The sequence below is a fragment of the Nonomuraea sp. SYSU D8015 genome, from assembly GCF_008065375.1.
Classification (GTDB): Bacteria; Actinomycetota; Actinomycetes; order Streptosporangiales; family Streptosporangiaceae; genus Nonomuraea.
This window is the reverse complement of sequence record NZ_VJYI01000032.1, coordinates 69242-86888: the sequence shown is the minus strand read 5'-3', so window position 1 is coordinate 86888 and position 17647 is coordinate 69242. Positions and strand designations below refer to the sequence as shown.

Annotated in this window: 22 protein-coding genes; 16 read left to right on the top strand and 6 right to left on the bottom strand. The window is 63.0% G+C overall.

Going from position 1 to position 17647, the window contains the following annotated elements; translation table 11 throughout:
• Positions 1-214: 214 nt before the first annotated feature.
• Positions 215-1978 (bottom strand): AIPR family protein, encoded by a 1764-nt coding sequence (locus ID574_RS53520; protein ID WP_188196799.1) that lies wholly within the window; start codon positions 1976-1978, stop codon positions 215-217.
• A 450-nt stretch (positions 1979-2428) separates the two neighbouring features.
• Here ID574_RS53520 and ID574_RS53515 point away from each other — a divergent pair, with 450 nt between their 5' ends.
• From ID574_RS53515 to ID574_RS53505, 3 genes are all read left to right on the top strand, one after another.
• Positions 2429-2674, top strand: a complete 246-nt coding sequence (locus ID574_RS53515; RefSeq protein WP_188196798.1) for a hypothetical protein — start codon at positions 2429-2431, stop codon at positions 2672-2674.
• Positions 2671-3894, top strand: coding sequence for a PDDEXK family nuclease (locus ID574_RS53510; RefSeq protein WP_188196797.1), 1224 nt, complete (start codon positions 2671-2673; stop codon positions 3892-3894). The genes ID574_RS53515 and ID574_RS53510 overlap by 4 nt, the downstream gene beginning before the upstream one ends.
• 318 nt (positions 3895-4212) lie before the next feature.
• Positions 4213-5139 (top strand): NotI family restriction endonuclease, encoded by a 927-nt coding sequence (locus ID574_RS53505; RefSeq protein WP_188196796.1) that lies wholly within the window; start codon positions 4213-4215, stop codon positions 5137-5139.
• Here the strand turns inward: ID574_RS53505 and ID574_RS53500 are convergent.
• Together ID574_RS53500 and ID574_RS53495 are read right to left on the bottom strand one after the other, a co-directional pair.
• The gene (locus tag ID574_RS53500; protein ID WP_188196795.1) at positions 5136-6200 is read right to left on the bottom strand and encodes a DNA-methyltransferase; all 1065 of its coding nucleotides are present in this window, start codon (positions 6198-6200) and stop codon (positions 5136-5138) included. The two genes, ID574_RS53505 and ID574_RS53500, sit on opposite strands and share 4 nt — an antisense overlap.
• 865 nt (positions 6201-7065) lie before the next feature.
• Positions 7066-7800, bottom strand: a complete 735-nt coding sequence (locus ID574_RS53495; RefSeq protein WP_188196818.1) for an XRE family transcriptional regulator — start codon at positions 7798-7800, stop codon at positions 7066-7068.
• Between the two features lie 151 nt (positions 7801-7951).
• Here ID574_RS53495 and ID574_RS53490 point away from each other — a divergent pair, with 151 nt between their 5' ends.
• The 3 genes from ID574_RS53490 to ID574_RS53480 all read left to right on the top strand — a co-directional run bounded on the left by ID574_RS53490 (position 7952) and on the right by ID574_RS53480 (position 9386).
• On the top strand, positions 7952-8287 hold the full coding sequence (locus tag ID574_RS53490) for a hypothetical protein (protein WP_188196794.1): 336 nt from the start codon (positions 7952-7954) through the stop codon (positions 8285-8287).
• Positions 8288-8299: 12 nt separating this feature from the next.
• Complete coding sequence (locus ID574_RS53485; protein WP_188196793.1) at positions 8300-8752, top strand: GntR family transcriptional regulator; 453 nt, start codon at positions 8300-8302, stop codon at positions 8750-8752.
• Positions 8753-8819: 67 nt separating this feature from the next.
• Entirely contained in the window at positions 8820-9386 is a 567-nt protein-coding gene (locus ID574_RS53480; protein ID WP_336245649.1) for an HD domain-containing protein, read from the top strand.
• On the opposite strand, the gene ID574_RS53475 is transcribed toward ID574_RS53480, so the two are convergent.
• Both ID574_RS53475 and ID574_RS53470 read right to left on the bottom strand, forming a co-directional pair.
• Positions 9354-9830, bottom strand: coding sequence for an NUDIX hydrolase (locus ID574_RS53475; protein WP_188196791.1), 477 nt, complete (start codon positions 9828-9830; stop codon positions 9354-9356). The two genes, ID574_RS53480 and ID574_RS53475, sit on opposite strands and share 33 nt — an antisense overlap.
• Before the next feature lie 3 nt (positions 9831-9833).
• Positions 9834-10574: a helix-turn-helix domain-containing protein gene (locus tag ID574_RS53470; RefSeq protein WP_188196790.1), complete on the bottom strand. Its 741-nt coding sequence runs from the start codon at positions 10572-10574 to the stop codon at positions 9834-9836.
• A gap of 151 nt (positions 10575-10725) precedes the next feature.
• On the opposite strand from ID574_RS53470, the gene ID574_RS53465 reads away from it, so the two are divergent.
• Together ID574_RS53465 and ID574_RS53460 are read left to right on the top strand one after the other, a co-directional pair.
• Positions 10726-10932, top strand: a complete 207-nt coding sequence (locus ID574_RS53465; RefSeq protein WP_188196789.1) for a hypothetical protein — start codon at positions 10726-10728, stop codon at positions 10930-10932.
• A complete protein-coding gene (locus ID574_RS53460) occupies positions 10929-11120 on the top strand; it encodes a hypothetical protein (RefSeq protein ID WP_188196788.1) in 192 nt (63 codons plus the stop codon). Before ID574_RS53465 ends, ID574_RS53460 begins: the two co-directional genes overlap by 4 nt.
• Here ID574_RS53460 and ID574_RS53455 read toward each other — a convergent pair.
• Positions 11080-11445, bottom strand: a complete 366-nt coding sequence (locus ID574_RS53455; RefSeq protein WP_188196787.1) for a winged helix-turn-helix domain-containing protein — start codon at positions 11443-11445, stop codon at positions 11080-11082. The genes ID574_RS53460 and ID574_RS53455 overlap by 41 nt on opposite strands.
• 107 nt (positions 11446-11552) lie before the next feature.
• On the opposite strand from ID574_RS53455, the gene ID574_RS53450 reads away from it, so the two are divergent.
• The 8 genes from ID574_RS53450 to ID574_RS53415 all read left to right on the top strand — a co-directional run bounded on the left by ID574_RS53450 (position 11553) and on the right by ID574_RS53415 (position 17569).
• Entirely contained in the window at positions 11553-11882 is a 330-nt protein-coding gene (locus ID574_RS53450) for an SCO3933 family regulatory protein (RefSeq protein WP_164903969.1), read from the top strand.
• Positions 11875-13194, top strand: coding sequence for an FtsK/SpoIIIE domain-containing protein (locus tag ID574_RS53445; protein ID WP_188196786.1), 1320 nt, complete (start codon positions 11875-11877; stop codon positions 13192-13194). The genes ID574_RS53450 and ID574_RS53445 overlap by 8 nt, the downstream gene beginning before the upstream one ends.
• 20 nt (positions 13195-13214) lie before the next feature.
• A complete protein-coding gene (locus ID574_RS53440; protein ID WP_188196785.1) occupies positions 13215-13877 on the top strand; it encodes a DUF2637 domain-containing protein in 663 nt (220 codons plus the stop codon).
• A 20-nt stretch (positions 13878-13897) separates the two neighbouring features.
• The gene (locus ID574_RS53435) at positions 13898-14239 is read left to right on the top strand and encodes a hypothetical protein (protein ID WP_188196784.1); all 342 of its coding nucleotides are present in this window, start codon (positions 13898-13900) and stop codon (positions 14237-14239) included.
• A gap of 18 nt (positions 14240-14257) precedes the next feature.
• Positions 14258-14419: a hypothetical protein gene (locus tag ID574_RS53430; RefSeq protein ID WP_164903968.1), complete on the top strand. Its 162-nt coding sequence runs from the start codon at positions 14258-14260 to the stop codon at positions 14417-14419.
• 218 nt (positions 14420-14637) lie between these two features.
• Entirely contained in the window at positions 14638-16020 is a 1383-nt protein-coding gene (locus ID574_RS53425; protein WP_223168028.1) for a replication initiator, read from the top strand.
• Positions 16017-16208 (top strand): helix-turn-helix transcriptional regulator, encoded by a 192-nt coding sequence (locus ID574_RS53420; RefSeq protein ID WP_188196783.1) that lies wholly within the window; start codon positions 16017-16019, stop codon positions 16206-16208. Before ID574_RS53425 ends, ID574_RS53420 begins: the two co-directional genes overlap by 4 nt.
• A complete protein-coding gene (locus ID574_RS53415) occupies positions 16205-17569 on the top strand; it encodes a tyrosine-type recombinase/integrase (protein WP_188196782.1) in 1365 nt (454 codons plus the stop codon). Before ID574_RS53420 ends, ID574_RS53415 begins: the two co-directional genes overlap by 4 nt.
• Positions 17570-17647: the final 78 nt, after the last annotated feature.

Below are 17647 nucleotides of genomic sequence, written 5' to 3'. Positions count from 1 at the left end.
GGCAATGCAAGATCGTCCCCCGTATGTCCCCGGCCGGATCGCGAGAGGAATCACGTCATCCGGCGGCAAGCCGACCCCGGAGCGCAGGGCCGCCAGACCCGACCATCGCAAGCGGCGCGGCCGACTCGCCTTGTAGCTTCCGTTGCAGCACACTCTGCGCTGAGCACTGCACAGCCGCCAGTGGGAGCGGGCCAAGAAATAGACCGGCGCCGCCTTACATAGAGCTATCCGTGATAGCACTCCTGAACTCGGCAAATGCTCCCTCGCCTACCACGTCACGAGTTGCATGTACGAGCTGTTGGAACCTGGCGAGACTGGATGCTGTCTTCTCATGGTTCTTTAGATAGCCAGTAAGTGCATCTTCGAGCTGGTCCACGAAGGAGAGCAGAGGAAGCAGTACTGGCTGCCATTTAGCGACGGCATCCCTAGGGGACAGATTAGCGGAGAACATGAGACGCCAGGAATCAACGATAGGTCTATCGAGGATGGTCTCGAGACAGGAGGAAACGGCAGTAGCGACGAGAAAAGTGGATCCCCTCTTTCGGAGAAAATCGACTTGTGTGGTCTGAAGCTTCGTGCGCTGATTGGAGGGCGTTTTGGTCAGGTCAAACTTAGCCTCTTCTATGGCTTTGAGGAGAGAATAACAGAAGAGAACATGTCGAGCCGTAATGAACTCAGGGAAGGTCTGAGAATATACCTCATCGGACGACCATATGCGACGCGTTTCGTTGTATGCGATATTCGGCTGCCCATGGAACGCCGCAATAGCTTGGGCCGCTGTTTGCGTAGGTATTAGATTAGGGCGTCGCTCAATTACATCCTTCTCGCTTCCGCGTCGGCCGCCCCGGTACTCTGCGTCCGGTATCAAGCTAAATTCTTGGCGAAGTCGTTCCTGAATCTTGTCATTGCTCCGGAAATCGGCAGCCTCGATCTTATTTTGACTGTTGTTGTATTGAATAATTTCACGGATCACTCGTTGGTCGGCGCACTTGACGAAGCGTGTTAGTACTCGAGCTTCGCCAAGCGCCTTGCTGGATGCCTTGCTACTGGCAAGCGCTCCTGTGGTTTGCGCGCCGTTCACAATCGACATGCCGCGAATGATAAACGAAATGTCGGTTGACGCAGGCGGCGCGAGATCGTTTACGAGAATTGTGAGGCCGTTATTATATGCAAAGAAGCGGCCAGGAGTGATTTCTGCGGTCTGCTTTATATTGTTGTTGATATTGGCATCACTATTAATGCTGCCCAGATAGTCGCGGACGTTAGCGCTAAACAGGTTGGTTCCGTACTTTTCGAACATCTCTGTGAGCCAGCTCGCTGGAACGGAGGTGCAGAATGCGTTCCAAGCGTCGCCAGTCTCGGAGAAGCCTGCGCTGGCTGGCACAGTGATTTCGTCAGTAACCAGTATGGGAATCTGGGAAGTTGCGTACCATCGATCTAGGGTGGCCACCCCTACCTCTACGGCAACGACATCATCCAGAACATTGTCTGGGTAGCGCTCTCTTAGAAGCGCTCGTGCTGTTGCCGCAGCTCTATCCAGCTCCTGCTGGACGTTCGCGCTCTCTGGAAGGTTATGTACGTACCAGACTTCCAGTCTACGAACCTGTCCGGTTCGGAGAGACTCGTGGAGTTCGTTGCGAGCAGGGCGCAGTCGTTCTGGAAGTTGCCTTTCATCGGCGCCTAAGAGCCAGGCCGCGGCTGTATTGAGATCGCTGGCTTTGTTGGCGGGAGCGGATGCTTTGGCCTTGGTCGAGATATATCCTTGAGCGATGATGGCTCGACCGTTGGTCAGATCGACATAGACGAGGTCGCACTTCTTGTCGTCGCTTCCATCCGTTAGAGCGAGTGCGGCCACGCTGTCGATATCTTCTACGGCTAGGCCCATCTGCAGAGCGAATAAAAGAAGGCCATTATCGCCGTACTTACTCAAGTCGGTGCGCGACTTATAAGTAGTCAGCGCGGGTGAAGTCGATGGCATGATCTTGCCCCTCCGGTGTCCAAGGGTCGCGATGTAGTGTACTCTCGCCGGCTGCGGGATAGCTCCTGTTTTGGGGTTGCCAGAGAAGTTCTAGTTGTGTGGGATGGATGGAGAGGCTCTCCGACAGCATGTAGATATACGGTGGGGCGCCGCTTGGGGCCGGTGCCCCTTGATGCGGTTGCGTGCGGATCTCTTGAGTGCTTCCAAAGGGCCTCTATCTCCTGCGCCTCGGAAGGTGACACTGCCAGTCGCGAAGGCAACCTCGGCCATCGATGTCATGCCCGGTCCTGTGCAGCTCCATAAACGGCTCGTGGCCGCACGTAGAGTTCCACCACAGCGCCCAGACCTGCTTGACTGAGTCGACCAAGGGGCGCTGCGTCGAGCCTCTTTGTCTTCTACCTGGTGATCCAGCCTGTGGGATTCTCCCCGATCACGTCTACTCTGGTCATCATGACTGTGGAGCCGATTCCTGGCCTTCGCTCCGATGATGCTCCCGGGGTGGTGCGCGAGGTCGAAGCGTACGGCCACCTAGCTGACCGAGCCTCCGAGTCGGTCAACCTCATCGTCACCTCACCACCGTATGAGGGCCTCCCCACCTACGAGCGTGGCCACAACAACGAGATGCAGGAGCAGAAGGCGGAAGGGAACACCCAGGAGGATGCTGTCGGTGAAGCAGAGCAGGGTGATATCTCATGAGCCAGCCAAGGTCATCAAAGCGGACGAGAGAGGTCAAACCGCCGCGCAATCACATCGCTGAGTGGTTCGGCCACAGGATCTATCCTGTCGTCGCCGACACCGAAATGAGCCTGAGCGATCAGCAGGACGGGCGCTGTCCCTTCATCAGTGCAGCAACCGGCGAGACGCATGAGTGCATCAAGAACGATCAATCAAAGGGTGTATGCACCATCAGCACCAGCGGCCCGGCCGGACGGCGTGACTGGCTTGCCTGCCCCTTCAGAGTCTTGGAGCCGGGGCTGCTCGATGACGCAGCTCGTCGTCTCTTCGGTCACCAGCCTGGTGATCAAATTACTCTGGTGCCGGCTACCGTACTTGCCGATTCGGCCAGAGCCAACCAGTTCCGCGATGCTGTCCGTGGCGGAAGTCCCTGCATGGTCTATTTCCAGAACAAGCTGGGCGGAGAAATCTCACTCAGTGCAACGGAACGGTCTCCAGAATTCTCGTTTGATTCAACTATGGTCGAAGTTCTGCCTGCTGATAATGACGGCTTCCAACTAGGCCGGTATGGGGTCTTTGAGATCCAGACCATGGATTTCCATGGCAGCTACTCTCACGCCGTACGCGACCTCAGCGACGCCCTTCGCCTTCACAAACAGAAGTTTGGAGCAGCTGTTCGGGACAACCCAGAATGGCCAGGCAACAAGATAGAAGGTCCGAATATTGCAAATGTGTTCAAGCGGACCTTCTATCAGATGATGTTCAAATTTCAGGTCGGAGCTCACCCTCATTCGGCAGGATGCGTCTTCGCGATTCCGGCCGCAGTCTGGGAGAGCTGGCAGCGTCATTTGGGGAGACCTGATCTCATCCAGAAGCCAGACGGCACGTACCGTCTCGCTGTCCAGGACCAGGAAGAGCAAGAGCATCCATCTTCGTGGATATATGTATTCGAGATCGTGGAGTCCGACACCGTCACGCCGAACGAGATCGAGCTCGTGAAAGTAATAGGGACCGATGCGGCGGCACTCTCCCATTACGCTCTCGATGTCGCGCCCGCCGCCGCGCTCGAAGAGGGAGGAAGCGCTGACCGGATCCTGGACACGCTACGCAGCCGCCTTGGTGAGTACCTCGTCGAGTTCGCGCCGACTCCCGCCGCACGAGGGCGAAGAAGAACCCAGGAAGCCGCTGAGCTGCCAGGACTGCTAGACCTCCCCGAGCTTGGCGATGCATGGCCGAATTGATGGCCATCCGCGTCTCCTAGCGGTCCAAGCTTCTGGCCGTACGCGCAGTGCGCGGGCCATGCGGGATTCCGCCGGCGTGGCCGAGCTACCAAACTGCGGGGATGCGTATACGAGACTACGCCCAGTTTGATCTAATTTGAGGTTTCCGGGTGCTGTAGCCGCATTTCGTCCATAGTGACCAGTTGGCTCTAACTCAGCGTATTCACAGTGTCGCATATTGCGAGGTGATCCCGGCAAGACCGCCAGACGGGGCGTGCAAGGCTCAATATTCTGATGCGGAATGCTCTGCTTGCTCTTGAATCGGGCTAGTATGTCCGGATGGTGAGCAGAGGTAGCAGGAACGGGCGGGGAACAGTCTTTCCAATCGTCGAAGCATACGGCTTTCCGTATGACAGTGATTCTCCGTTGGCCGCCAGAACGTGGAATGAGAAGACGTGTCCGTTCGCCGGCAGGCCGTGCGAAAAGCAGCGCCAGTATGGCTTTGGCTACTGTTCGGTCACGTATGCAGCGCAATGGGATAACGGAAATCAGCACACCTATGCTGTGTGCGATCACCGTCTTGATGGCCCACCTATTCAGTGGGCGATAGCCGATTACTTCGAAGGTCGCGAAGCTATCCTCGTGCCAGAAGTGACCGCAACGACTTCCCCTAAGCGCAATATAGATTATGTCGCATTCAGGGATGATCCTTCTGCCTTAAATGGGGCCAGCCTTATAGCAATTGAGGCTCAAACTATTGATCTCCGAGGTGGGGGCGTTGGCCCAGCCTGGAAGGCGTGGGAGGAGGGAAATACCGCCAATTGGCGAGAGTATTTTACGGCTGAAGCTGAGCGCAAGGGCCGCCGGGATACGGTGGACTATGGCGTTAACACTGGGAATGTATACAAGAGGCTCGGAACCCAGGTAGCGGAAAAAAGTGTCTACCTAAAGGAGATCGAGGTGCCGCTGTATGTTGTTATGCAGTACAGCATCCTTCGACAGTTAAGATCCAGAATCAACTTCAGTGTTACTCAAGAAGAAGATCCCTGGGATATCACCTTCGCGGGTTTCGAGTACGATGGATCGCTCGATTCGGACGGCATCCTGCAACTGAACCTAGTGGAAGTAGTCCGAACCACAGTTCCTGAATATCTCCACGCAATGACGACGAGCAGGGAGAGCAGAGGTCTCCGAAGGGACTTTATAGAAAGGGTAAAAACCAAGGCCAAGCTTAATGTGAATCCTGCTCAGTCCGGGTTATTCTAGAACAGGTCGGATTGGGGCGGATCCTGCAGCAGCGGTTCTTGTTCGTCATCAAATAGCGGTGATTGATCATATAGCGGCGATTGGAGCGAATCCTGCGGCGTAGGCTCTTCCGCATCATCAACGATTTCGGTAGTGGCACGCCAGTTCTTTACGTTTTCCCTAGCGGACGATGAGAAATTTGACGTAATCTCAAAGCCTATTGCTCGGCGTCCGTTCTTGATGGCCACAGCTAGAGCTCGACCAGTCCCACAGAAGGGATCTAGCACAAGGCCGTTAGGTGGGCACGAGCTTAGAATGCGCGGCTCAATCAACTTTACTGGGAATGTTGCTGAATGGCCATCGGACCCCGGGGCAGCATTAACCTTGACGACATCTCGCGCGCCCTCTTCGACCGCAGTCATGTCATAGTAGTACTTTGCCCGGCCTTCCTTTGGGCGCTTCACAAAGTGGTAGAAGTGTTCGTGCGCTAGGCGTAGTCGGTCCTTCTCAGGACGGGGTGGGATATTTGGCTTCTCCCAAATGACGTCGTTGCGGAGAATCCAGCGCTCGTCCTGCATAGCGATAGCAAACCGCGCTGGAATCATCAGGAGCTGCTTCTCTTGCCGGAATCCTCCCATCGGTGTCTTCCGGCGCATCCGCGGGTTGTCGCCAAGTCCCTGGCGACCGTCAAACCGAATGCTTGACCAGCGAGCGAAGTAAGTATCCCCGATGTTTACCCAAATGCTGCCACTAGGCTTCAGGGCAGGAATGCTGCGGCGAAAAATCTCGACAAGGTTACTTACATACCACTCGGGTAGGGGCTCCAAGCCTAGACAGCCACCGTGTAGCCGGTACCAATCATATGGAGGCGGCTGTTCTTTGCTTCCGCCTTCCGCCTCCCACTCTCGAAGGATCTCCTCGTTGTGCTTGAGACCATAAGTACGGAGTCCCCAGTAAGGCGGAGAAGTGATGATCAGGTCGACAGATTCGGCCGGAAGCTTGCCTAGGAGATCGTAGGCGTCGCCTTCGTATACTTCCGCCGCCCTTCCTTGCAAGGGGGGCGTAATGCCAGTATCTGTCATTTGTTGCCTTAGAACGATTGATCAAATAGGACCTTTGGGCGCCTAGGCGGGAAGTATATACTACTTGGCGCCGGCGGAGTGTCCATGCGTAGAGACTTTGCGACTTGTACTGCCGCCCATAGCTCAGCTGTCGTGCTCGATGGCAAGGCCCGACGAAGGAGGGCTGCGGCAGCCGATCGCCCCGACCACAGCGGCGAGGACCGAAGTCAGCGATCGTCACGGCCTCAGCCATGGCGGCAGCTCCTTGACGCTTTGTTCTGCGGCATCAGCCTTAGCAATCTCTGCTTTGATGCGTCGCAGGCACCACTCTGGGTTTCGATTAAATATGATTCCCAGAATCGGGGGGCTCGCTATCCCGCCTTCTCTAAATATTTATCTGGGCTTTATCTTTTCGGATTGCAAGTGAAACAGTTGGATGAGGTGCCTATTCAGTCTCGGCCGCGACAAGGACATGCCAGTAATCGCCATCTGCTTGAATGACTCGCCTTCGACTGGGAATCGCTCTTTCACTAAGGGGTCTGCCCATATTTGCATTCCTCCACAGTTCGGGGACTTGTGTACCTGCGGATTTACTTGTTGGCGAGGATGTACGGGTATAGTCGGGTAACTGTACTGTAGTAGGTGAGTCCGATGTAGCAGGCTCGTTCTAGATATCGCCTCTATACGGCAGAGTGGCTCTGGTGCGGACACTTAGGGCGTGGCGGCGCTGGCCGCGACCGGCCGGAGAGCCGCAGCGCGGCCAGCGACCGCCCGACGCTCAGCAGGCCGCCGCAGGCGGGCTGCCTTGATCACGTGTAGATAAGTTGCTTTCTGATCTTGTCCTGCCCGATGTCCCTGCATGTCTTGCCCACGTCCCGGCGACAGATCAGCCCTCCGCTGCGCATGCCGTGGCGCTCGCCCACACGCGTTCGAAGCTGTCGAGATAGGTTGCCGCCGCTGCTTGTTCTTCGACGACACGAAGATGCATGACAGGGGCTTGAGCGGCTGGTGTGCCGTAGGCGTGGCTGTTGACGAGCAGCTCGGCGTCGGCCCGGTAGATCGAGTTGTAGAGCACGGTTTGGTGGCGGCGGATCTCTGCGTTGTTGATGCCGGTGAGGGGCTGGTAGAGGTTGAGCGCGTTCTGGACCCGGGCTGCCATGACCTCGGGGCCGATGGTTTCGTCGATGCCGCGTGCGGCCACCGCCGGGGCGTTGGGGTCACCGAGCAGGACACGGACGCGGACGCCTGCCTTTGCCTTGTTGGCCAGGAGACGGATGAGGCCGGTGTCCTCGGCGAGGAAGAGCCCGCTGTAGGCCAGGATGCCGATTTCACAGGTGGCCGACTGGAACAGGTGTCGCCAGGTGGCTCGTGGGACGGCCCAGCGGTGCGGGTAGATGGCCTGGAGTTCGTCGTTGAGAGCACGTTGTCCCTGGGGGACCTCGGGCCAAAGCTCGGCTTCCTCGACCTGTAGGAGGTCGGCGATGGCCCAGCGATGGCGCGGGTAGGGGATGCGGCCCTTGAGCCAGCGGTACACAGTCTTGGGGTCAACGGCGAGGTGCGCGGCGACGTCCGTTGGCTGGAGGCGGGCGTTGATGAGGGCGTGGCGAAGGTTGTTGTTCATGCGCACCTCCCGGGCGACCAGGCGTTCTGCCTGGACGTTAACACGAGACGTCCCTAGACGTCCCCGAGTTGCGGTGTAGAGGTTCGGCGATGCGGGCGAGTCTCGACCTACACAGTCCGTGACGGTGAAGGGACGGCTCGTTATGGCGAGCATGAGGGAACGACAGTACGCCTATGCGCAGCGAGCGCTCGCCGCGCTGAGGGATGAGCTTACGAAGCGGGAGGTCTCAGCGGCGCTCGTCGTGGCCGAGGACGGTCGGCCCGGTCTGGACGTGACCGACAGCCGACTCAGGGTTCGTCGCGTGTTCGTCCACACCGGGTTCTGCTGGTTCTACTGGGGCGATCAGGGTGACGAGCGGGTGACCTGCCTGCGCCTGGGCACGGCCGTCGAGCGGATCGTTCAGGCCGTGCGGGACGGCTGGCACGAGGGTGAGCAGGGCGAGCTCCGCATCGACCTGCACGGGATCGCTGAGGCCTACCGGATCTGAAGCACATCGACGGTGAACAGGTGGCTGACCGGTTGGCGGGTCTACACGCAGATCGTTGACCGGCTTCGAGAACGGATCGAGATGAGCATGTACCCGGCGGGTTCGATGCTGCCGTCCGAGGCGGCGCTGTGCGCGGAGTTCGGAGTCTCGCGCAACACCATTCGGCGAGCGATGGCCGTGCTGGAGGAGCAGGGGCTGATCCTGACCATTCCTGCGAAGGGCCGGCTGGTCCTAGGCGACGGCAAGCCCAAGGACGATCTGTACCTGTATCAGGAGATCGCACGGGAGTTGCGCGGCCAGATCGAGCGCGGGGAACTGGCGCCTGGGACCACGCTGCCCAGCGAGTCGCAGCTACGGCTTCAGCATGGCGTGTCGCGGAGCACCGTGCGGCAGGCGCTTGCGGTGCTGGAGCGGGAGGGGCTGATCGTGTCGGAGCATGGGCGGGGGAGGTTCGTGCGCCGGTGAGACGTCCTGGGACGTCTCGGCGGGCGCTCTGGATCGTTTCCGGCATCATGTGCCTATCGTGGGCGGTGTGGGACAAGCTGAATGGGCTCATGACCTCGCCAAGGATCTGCTGGAGACGACGTTGCCGCGGCGCTGGGCGCACACCCAGGGGGTAGCCGCCCGCGCCGTGTCGCTGGCGCCCGTCCTTGGCGACGAGGCCGACACCCTGATCGCCGCCGCCTACCTGCACGACATCGGATACGCCCTCGATCTCGTCGAGACTGGCTTCCATCCTCTCGACGGCGCACGCTACCTGCGCGATGTCCACCAGGCCGACGACACGCTCTGCCGCCTGGTTGCACATCACTCCTGCGCCGTGAACGAGGCCCTTGAACGGTCCCTGTTCACCGAACTGACGCGGGAGTTCGACGAGGAACGGCCGGAGCTGGCCCAGGCTCTCACCTACTGCGACATGACCACCGGACCGGATGGAAGGCATCTCGACGTCGCCGAACGTCTGGCTGAGATTCATTCCCGCTACGGTCCTGATCACCTGGTCAGCCGGTCGATCACCGCTTCAACGCCGTGCATCTTGTCCGCGGTACGGGCGGTGGAGGCGGCGCTAACCGATGTGCGGCAGGGCGGTGCCGGCTAGGTAGTGCTCGATGCGCATTCGCATCGAGCGGTCCATCTGCAGCTCGGTGACCTGTTCGCGGGGCATCCAGCAGACCTCGCGGGATTCATCGCTCGGCGTGAGCTCGCCGCTGATGGCCCGGCCGGTCAGGACGATCGAGAACTCCTGGCGGGCTTCGCCGTTGGAGGTGTAGAGGATCACGTGCCGGGGGTCGCTGTAGGTGCCGACCAGGCCCGTGATCTCGCAGACGATGCCGCTCTCTTCGCGCGTTTCCCGGATGGCGGCCTGCGGGATGGACTCGCCGAGGTCGATTGCTCCGCCGGGGACGGCCCAGTTGCCGTTGTCGCTGCGGCGGATCATCAGGATCTCGTCGGCGGCGTTGGTGATGATGACGTTTACGGACGGGACCAGGCTGTTGGGCGCTGGGGCGTCGGGGTCGTCGTAGTAGTCGATCCGCTTGGCCATGGCTCACGACCCTACTGGCCGTGCGCCGTCCCAGACGCGCTCGAAGCTCTCGGCGTAGGTGGCGACCATGTCGCCGCCGACGACCTTGCGCAGATGGAGGACTGGCGCGTTCCCGGCAGGGACGCCGTAGACGTGGGTGTTGACGAGGAACTGATCGTCCGCGCGATAGATCGAGTTGTACAGGACGGTGGCGTGTAGCCGGAACTCGATGTTCTCGCGTCCCTGTAGGGGCCGGTAGAGGACGAGGACGTTGCGGATCTTGGCGGCCATGCCGTTGTCGATGCCCTCGTCCTTGCCGCGCTGGGCCACCTCGGTGCAGTCCGGGTCACCGAGCAGGATGCGCACCCGGACTCCGGCGTCTGCCTTCTCGCCGAACATGCGCACCAGGCCTGTGTCATCGGCGAGGAACAACCCGCTGTAGACCAGCACGCCGATCTCCTCGGAGGCGCTGGCGAACAGTCGTCCCCACGCGTCCCGGGGGACGGCCCAGCGGTGCGGGTAGACGGTGACGATCTCGGACTCCGACGCCGAGGCGACCTGTTCGCGGGTCAGGGCCTCCGGCCAGAGGTAGGTCTCCTCGGTGTCGAGGTAGGAAGCCACCGCGAATCGGTGCTTTCGGTACGGCGCACGGCCTTTGGTGATCCATCGTTCGACCGTTTTGGGGTCGACCTGGATCGCGTTGGCCAGGTCGGTGATGCTCACGCCCTTCTGCAGAAGGGCGGCGCGTAGCCGTTCGTTCGCCATTTCACCTGCTCCGGGGACGTCCGGGGACCTGGCCATCGTAGGCCGGACGTCTTGAACATGTCCCGTCGTGTAGTGATCTCGTCCTAACTCTCCGTCGCAATCTTGGTGTCACAAGGAAACACCGAAGCGACTGAAAGGAGAGGTGATCACCATGAATCACGACATCTACCCGGACCCCGCCTGCGAGTGCGGGGCACTGCTCGACGAGGGGCAGGCGCGCTGCCACAAGTGCCGGGCCCGGGACCGTTGGCTCAGGAAGCAGACGGGCAAGCGCAAGGGTGGTAGGCGGCGTGGCGAGACCCGCCGTCCCCCGCGGGCTCCTCGCGGTCTGGCCGCGGCGGGGGTGATCTGGTCGTGACCACGATCCCGCTGATCATCGCCGGAGTCCTCGGCGTCACGCTGCTGGTGGGCTACATCATGGTCCTGGTCGGCATCCGCCGCGAGGACAAGGCGCTGAGCCTGCGGCAGCGCCCGAACGGGGCGTCGGCCTCGCTGGCGCGGAAGGTTACCGGTTGCTACGCCCGGAGCGGCGTGTCGTGGACGTAGCCAACTGCTCCTCGACGCGTGCCAGGCGTTCGGACAGGTCGCGAACGGCGGAGCGCAGCTCGGTCACCTCGCTGGCCAGGTCGGCGGCGGGTGCGGCGTCGGTGTCGCGAACGAACACGCCCTTGCCCTGCTGGCCGATCACCAGGCCCTCGTTGCGCAGGATGCCGACGGCCATCTTCACCACCGACAGTGAGGCGTCGTACTGCTCGGCGAGTTGGGCGGTGGACGGCAGGGGAGTGCCGGGCGCGAGAGAGCCGCCGCGGATCTGCGCTCGGAGATCGTCGGCGATCTGGAGGTAGCCGGGCCGCCCGGTTTTCTCGACCATCACTGTCCATCACACCACGAAACAACAACCAAGCCAACCGAGAGGGCATTGACAACTGAGCCAACTAGGTTAACTATGTTGGCTAGGACGAATAAGGAGGTCACAGTATGCGTTCCGTTCCCATTCCCGTGGATGTCAGCAAGCTCGCCATTACCTGCGTCAAGGCCCCGCGTCCGCGGGTGCTCAACCGCGACACCGGCGAGATCAAGACCGACAAGAACGGCAACACCGTCTTCGAGGTCACCGTCTCGGTAGAGGACGAGTTCGGCCGGATCGAACTCGTCAAGATCGCCACAACCGGAGAGCCGCCCATCGGCGTCGGCGATCAGGTCAACCCGGTCGGCCTGCTCGGCTACGTCTGGGAGATCGCCGGCCGGTGGGGCATCAGCTACCGCGCCTCGGCCCTCCTCCCTGTGCGGGAGAGCGCCGATGCGTGACGCGCTCGTCCTGCTCACAGTCCTGGCCGCTGTCGCGGCCGGGCTGTGGGCCTGGCGCCGCTGGCACCCCGGCTCGTTCTGGCTGGCGATCGGCTACCCGATCATCGCCCTGTCCGTACGCGCGTCCTGGCGGCGGGTCGCCCTCGGCTGCGGCCTGACCAAGAAGCGGCAACGCTTCTGGTTCACCACCGTACCCGGCATGGTCGCCTCCACCGGCATAGTCCGCGTCAAGCGCCGCTTCCAGCGCATCGCCGTGGACACCAAGCCGTTCATGTGGCTACCGCTGCCCACCCGGCACGGCTGGCGCGTCACCCTGCACACCCTGGAAGGCCAGACACCCGGCGACTACGCCGACGCCGCCGAACGCCTGGCGCACTCCTGGGGCGTGCACGCCATCCGCGCATCCTCGCCCCGGCCCGGGCGGGTGGTTCTGATGGCCACCATGCGCGATCCGCTCATCAAGGTCGATCACCTGCCCGCCTCGACAGACCTGCTCAAGGTCACCCTGGGACGGCTGGAGAACGGCACGCCATGGACCATCGACTTCCGGACCGTGCCGCACTGGCTCAACGCGGGCGCGACCCAATCCGGCAAGTCCAACCTCGCCAACGCTCTGATCGTCGGGCTGGCTCCACAACCCGTCGCCTTGGTCGGCTTCGACCTGAAAGGCGGGGTCGAGTTCACGCCCTACAGTCCGCGCCTATCCGCACTGGCCACCTCGCGCGCCGAGACGGTCACGCTGCTGGATGACCTCATCGGCCTGATGGTCGATCGCATGGGACTGTGCCGCCAGGCCGGTGCCCGCAACATCTGGCAACTCCCGCCCGGCATCCGCCCGGTCCCGATCGTGGTCCTGGTCGACGAGCTGGCCGAGCTGTACCTGATGGCCGACAAGAGCGAGAAGGACGAGATCGCCAAGACCTCGACCGCACTCCTACGGGTGGCACAGCTCGGACGGGCGTTCGGCATCTACCTGTTCTGCTGCGGCCAGCGGATCGGCTCCGACCTCGGCCCCGGCGTCACCGCCCTCCGGGCCCAGTGCTCGGGCCGGATCTGCCACCGGGTCAACGATCCCGAGACCGCCACCATGACCCTCGGCGACCTCGACCCGGCCGCTCTGGTCTCCGCCCGCGCCATCCCTGCCGAGACACCCGGCGTCGCCATCGTCGCCGGTCAGGACGGCCAGTGGTACCGCGCCCGCTCCTTCTACGTCACCGAGCAGACCGCCGAACAGGCCGCCCGTACCCACGCCCACCTCGCCCCGCCCTGGGACGAGATCACCAGCCACCTTCCCGAACCCATCAACGCCTGAGAATCCGAAGGGAGGGCACGATGCGACGCTTGGCCTGCTGGCTGCTCGACACCGGCCCGGTTCTCGTCCTGGCCATCATCGCCGGTGCCGGATCGTTCACTCACATCCGCGACACCGCAGCCGAGCACGGCCAAACCGGGTGGATGTCCTGGGCCATCGCCGTCTGCATCGATCTGACCTGCGTCATGGCCGCCCGCGAACGCCAACGCGATAAGAAGACCGGCCGAGCACCGCGCGGCCTCGCCTCGTGGCCCGTCCTGGTCCTGGTCGGCGGCATCGTCCTGTCCTTGGCCGCCAACCTCGCCCAAGCCGCCCCAACCGTCTGGGGCTGGATCACCGCCGCCACCCCTGCGGGTGCCTTCCTGCTCGCCGTCTCCATGCTCGAACGCCGCGCATCTCACGCCCGTCCCGAAACAACGGAGATCCCGGACGTCTCGTCCTCGCCCGTCCTGACCCCGTCCGCCGTCCCGGAACTCGTCCCCACCGACGAGCGGGACGAGGACGACCCCCTGGACGACCAAGAGGACGGTCCTGCACCGGCACTCGTCAACTACGCCCGCCGTGTCGCCGACGAACACCAGGCCAAGCACGGCAAGCCCATCACCCGCGACGCCCTACGTGCCCACCTGGGCGTGTCCAACCAACTCGCCTCGGACCTGCTCCGGACCCTACGCACCGCCTAACACAGAAGGGAGATCGCCCCATGACTCGCAACCGCCGCACCGACCTCATCAACGGCCTGCTCGACCTGGCCGCTTTCCTGGAGGCCCACCCCGAGGTGCCCGCCTCCCCTCACGTCGTCGTCCACCACTTCCCCGAGCACGACAACGACGCCGACATGCGCGCCGAGATCGACCAGATCGCCGCCCACGTCGGCTCCCGCATCGACTTCGAGGACTCCAAGTACGGCCACTACGCCACCTCGGTCTGCTTCGGGCCGGTGGAGTACCGGGCCGTGGCCGTCCTGACCGCCGCCCGCGCCCTCCACGACGCCGAGAACAGCTACCGCGGCTGCATCCAGCCGGACCCAATGCCCACCACCTGACCAGCAGGAGAAGCGACCATGCGCATCCGCCTCGACGGCACCCGTGCCGAAGTCATCGACGCCCTGTTCCGCCTGCGCCTGAACTTCACCGTCATCGGCGCCTCACGCCTTTACCCCGACCGCGCCAGGCCCTCCCACTGGCGCATCTACCTCACCACGACACCCCGCCCAAGGAGGTGAACAGCCCTTGATCACTGTTATCCACTACCGCTGCTGCACCTGCACCGGAACCGGCCTCGACGACAACCACGACCGCTGCCGCGACTGCGACGGCACCGGCATCGACAACCACGGCGCCCAATAGGCGCAGCGCCCCCGGCCTGGCCGCACATCCGCCAAGACGACTGCCAGGTCGGGGGCCATCCCCTCACCCGAACGAGTGAAAGGAGGCTTCCATCTTGCCTGCATGCACCACCAAGCCGCACGCCCTTGCGGGCGTGATCGCCCGACTCAACGCCCCGGACTACGACCGGTGGGCCGCTCAGATCCGTGCCACCGGTGGCTGCCGTCAGCCCATCCACCTGCGCGGGAAGGTCGAGCACTACGACCGCGCCACGGGCCGGCTCCTGCACTGCTACACCACCCGCCACGAACCCGATGGAATCCTCCGCCTGCCCTGCAAGACCCGCCGCGCCTCCCGCTGCCCGGCCTGCGCGGAGATCTACCGCGCCGACACCTACCACCTGATCCGGGCGGGCCTGATCGGTGGCAAGGGGGTGCCGGAGAGCGTGACCGCTCATCCCACGCTGTTCGTCACCCTAACCGCGCCAAGTTTTGGAACGGCCCATTCACGGTGTGAGAAGAACGGCAAGGTCTTGCCTTGCCACGCCCGCCGCGACGCCGAAACCTGCCCCCACGGCCGTGTCATGTCCTGCACCGTCAAGCATCGCCTGGAGGATCCCCATCTCGGCGAGCCACTGTGCCCGGACTGTTACGACTACACCGGATCGGTTCTGTTCAACGCCCTGGCGCCGCTGCTGTGGAAGCGCTTCGCCGACTCCCTGCGCCGCCGCCTGGCCAAGCTCGGCGGCCTGACCCTCAAAGATCTCCGCGAACACCTCACCGTCTCCTTCGCCAAGGTCGCCGAGTATCAGCGCCGCGGCGTCGTCCACTTCCACGCCGTCATCCGCCTCGACGGCCCCGGCGGCCCCGCCGCGCCACCACCTCCATGGGCCACCGCCGACGCCCTGACGCACGCCGTACGGCACGCCGCCCAGGTCGTCAGCGCCCTCGTGCCCGCCATCGACGACCAACCCGCCCGCCTCCTCAAGTGGGGCCAACAGCTCGACATCCGCCCCATCACCCTGGACGGCGACCTCACCGAACAAGCCGTCGCCGGCTACATCGCGAAATACGCCACCAAAGCGGCCGAATGCGTCGGCACCCTCGATCGCCGCATCAACCCTCTCGATGACCTCGACGCCTTCAACCTTCGTGAACACCCGAAACGCCTGATCGCCGAATGCTTGCGCCTCGCCACCATCGAGGACCTGGCCGATCTCCGTCTTGCCAACTGGGCTCACATGCTTGGCTTCCGCGGCCACTTCTCCACCCGATCCCGCCGCTACTCCACCACCCTCGGCGAACTCCGCGCCGCCCGCGAACAGCACGCCCGCGACCACGAGATCACCACAGGCCGCCTGCCCCTCTTCGACGAGGACACCGTTCTCGTGATCAGCGAATGGACCTATGCAGGCAAGGGCTACAGCCTCGGAGATCAACTCATCGCCGCCGCGATCACGGGAACTCGTATCCCAGACACGGCTGGTGGTGCCCGATGAGTCGCTGTGACGAGCTGCTGACCGTCGCGCAGGTCCTCGCCGAGTTGGGCGGGGTCTCCCGTCGCACCTTCTACCGCTGGCGCGAGCTCGGCCGCGCACCGGTCTGCATTCAACTGCCCAACCTCGAACTCCGCGTCTGGCGGAGCGACCTCACGGCCTGGCTCGACTCGCGACGGGAGGCGAAGTGAAGACCACCTACGACGTGAAGCTCGGCCAGATCCAGCAGCGCACCGACCGCAGCACGTCCGCCTATATCGCTCGCTGGCGGGTTGCTGGCAAGCAGAAGTCAAAGAGCTTCCGAACCAAAGGCCTGGCCAACGCCTTCATGTCCGACCTGCGTCAGGCGACCAAGGCGGGGGAGGAGTTCGACATCGCCACCGGCCTGCCAGTGTCGATGCTCGCGCATGCGGCTTGCGGGCCGTCATTCCTGGAGTTCGCCCAGGCATACGTGCTTCGGCGCTGGAACACCTCAGCGGCCCGGACCCGCGAGACCGACGCGTACGCGCTCCTGACGCTGATCCCCGCCCTGGTGGCCGCCGCGCCACGCCGTCCGGCCGCAGAGGAACTGCGCGAGGTCCTCAAGCTCCACGTTCTCCTCCCGGAGAACAGACGCGCCGAGCTGACCACGGCTCAAGCCGCGGCGTTGAGCTGGCTGGAGCGGGCGTCCCTGCCGCTGTCGGCACTGGGGGAGGCGCACGTCCTGCGTACGGCTCTCGACGCGATCTCGGTGACCTTCTCCGGGGCTCCGGCGGGAGCGAACACGGTACGGCGTAAGCGCTCCATCCTGCATCACCTGCTGGAGCACGCCGTAGAGCAGAAGGCGTTCAGCAGCAACCCGCTGGACGAGATCAAATGGACGGCACCAAAGGCAGCTACGGTCGTCGATCCTCGCACAGTGGTCAACCCGGCGCAGGCCCGGCAGCTCCTCGACGCGGTCCCCAAGGTGGGCCGCAAGCGCGGCGTACGGCTCAAGGCGCTGTTCGCCTGCATCTACTACGCCGCCCTTCGACCGGAGGAGGCGGCCGACCTACACCAAAGAAACTGCACCTTGCCCGACTCGGGCTGGGGCCTGATCGTCCTGGAGAAGGCGCGACCGCAGGGAACGAAGCGCTGGACCAACTCCGGCGAGACCCACGAGTCGCGCTGCCTGAAGCACCGCGCGGACAAGGAAACCCGAGAGATCCCGATCCCGCCCGTCCTGGTCGCCATGCTCCGCGAACACATCGCGAAGTACGGCACCGCCAAGGACGGCAGGATCTTCCGCACGGGCACCGGCGGCTCCTACTCCAGCTCGGCCTACTCCTACGTCTGGCAGGAGGCCCGCAAACTCGCCCTCACACCGGAACAAGTGTCCTCGTCGCTGGCCGCCCGGCCGTACGACCTTCGCCACGCTGCGGTCTCGCTCTGGCTGAACGCGGGCGTCCCGGCTCCGGAGGTCGCCAAGCGCGCCGGGCACAGCGTTGACGTGCTGCTGCGGGTCTACGCCAAGTGCATCGACGGCCAGCAAGAGCACATCAACGGCAAGATCAACAATGCTTTGGACACATAGCTCACGCTCATCACTTTCGGCCCTGGCTCAACCGGGGCCGATTCACTTCGCGCGGCTCGCCACGCCGCGTCGTTCCCG

Excerpts from the sequence above, each read along its gene's own strand:
- ID574_RS53520 (WP_188196799.1), bottom strand. The coding sequence starts at position 1,978 with ATGCCATCGACTTCACCCGCGCTGACTACTTATAAGTCGCGCACCGAC.
- ID574_RS53515 (WP_188196798.1), top strand. The coding sequence starts at position 2,429 with ATGACTGTGGAGCCGATTCCTGGCCTTCGCTCCGATGATGCTCCCGGG.
- ID574_RS53510 (WP_188196797.1), top strand. The coding sequence starts at position 2,671 with ATGAGCCAGCCAAGGTCATCAAAGCGGACGAGAGAGGTCAAACCGCCG.
- ID574_RS53505 (WP_188196796.1), top strand. The coding sequence starts at position 4,213 with ATGGTGAGCAGAGGTAGCAGGAACGGGCGGGGAACAGTCTTTCCAATC.
- ID574_RS53500 (WP_188196795.1), bottom strand. The coding sequence starts at position 6,200 with ATGACAGATACTGGCATTACGCCCCCCTTGCAAGGAAGGGCGGCGGAA.
- ID574_RS53495 (WP_188196818.1), bottom strand. The coding sequence starts at position 7,800 with ATGAACAACAACCTTCGCCACGCCCTCATCAACGCCCGCCTCCAGCCA.
- ID574_RS53490 (WP_188196794.1), top strand. The coding sequence starts at position 7,952 with ATGAGGGAACGACAGTACGCCTATGCGCAGCGAGCGCTCGCCGCGCTG.
- ID574_RS53475 (WP_188196791.1), bottom strand. The coding sequence starts at position 9,830 with ATGGCCAAGCGGATCGACTACTACGACGACCCCGACGCCCCAGCGCCC.
- ID574_RS53470 (WP_188196790.1), bottom strand. The coding sequence starts at position 10,574 with ATGGCGAACGAACGGCTACGCGCCGCCCTTCTGCAGAAGGGCGTGAGC.
- ID574_RS53465 (WP_188196789.1), top strand. The coding sequence starts at position 10,726 with ATGAATCACGACATCTACCCGGACCCCGCCTGCGAGTGCGGGGCACTG.
- ID574_RS53455 (WP_188196787.1), bottom strand. The coding sequence starts at position 11,445 with ATGGTCGAGAAAACCGGGCGGCCCGGCTACCTCCAGATCGCCGACGAT.
- ID574_RS53450 (WP_164903969.1), top strand. The coding sequence starts at position 11,553 with ATGCGTTCCGTTCCCATTCCCGTGGATGTCAGCAAGCTCGCCATTACC.
- ID574_RS53445 (WP_188196786.1), top strand. The coding sequence starts at position 11,875 with ATGCGTGACGCGCTCGTCCTGCTCACAGTCCTGGCCGCTGTCGCGGCC.
- ID574_RS53440 (WP_188196785.1), top strand. The coding sequence starts at position 13,215 with ATGCGACGCTTGGCCTGCTGGCTGCTCGACACCGGCCCGGTTCTCGTC.
- ID574_RS53435 (WP_188196784.1), top strand. The coding sequence starts at position 13,898 with ATGACTCGCAACCGCCGCACCGACCTCATCAACGGCCTGCTCGACCTG.
- ID574_RS53430 (WP_164903968.1), top strand. The coding sequence starts at position 14,258 with ATGCGCATCCGCCTCGACGGCACCCGTGCCGAAGTCATCGACGCCCTG.
- ID574_RS53420 (WP_188196783.1), top strand. The coding sequence starts at position 16,017 with ATGAGTCGCTGTGACGAGCTGCTGACCGTCGCGCAGGTCCTCGCCGAG.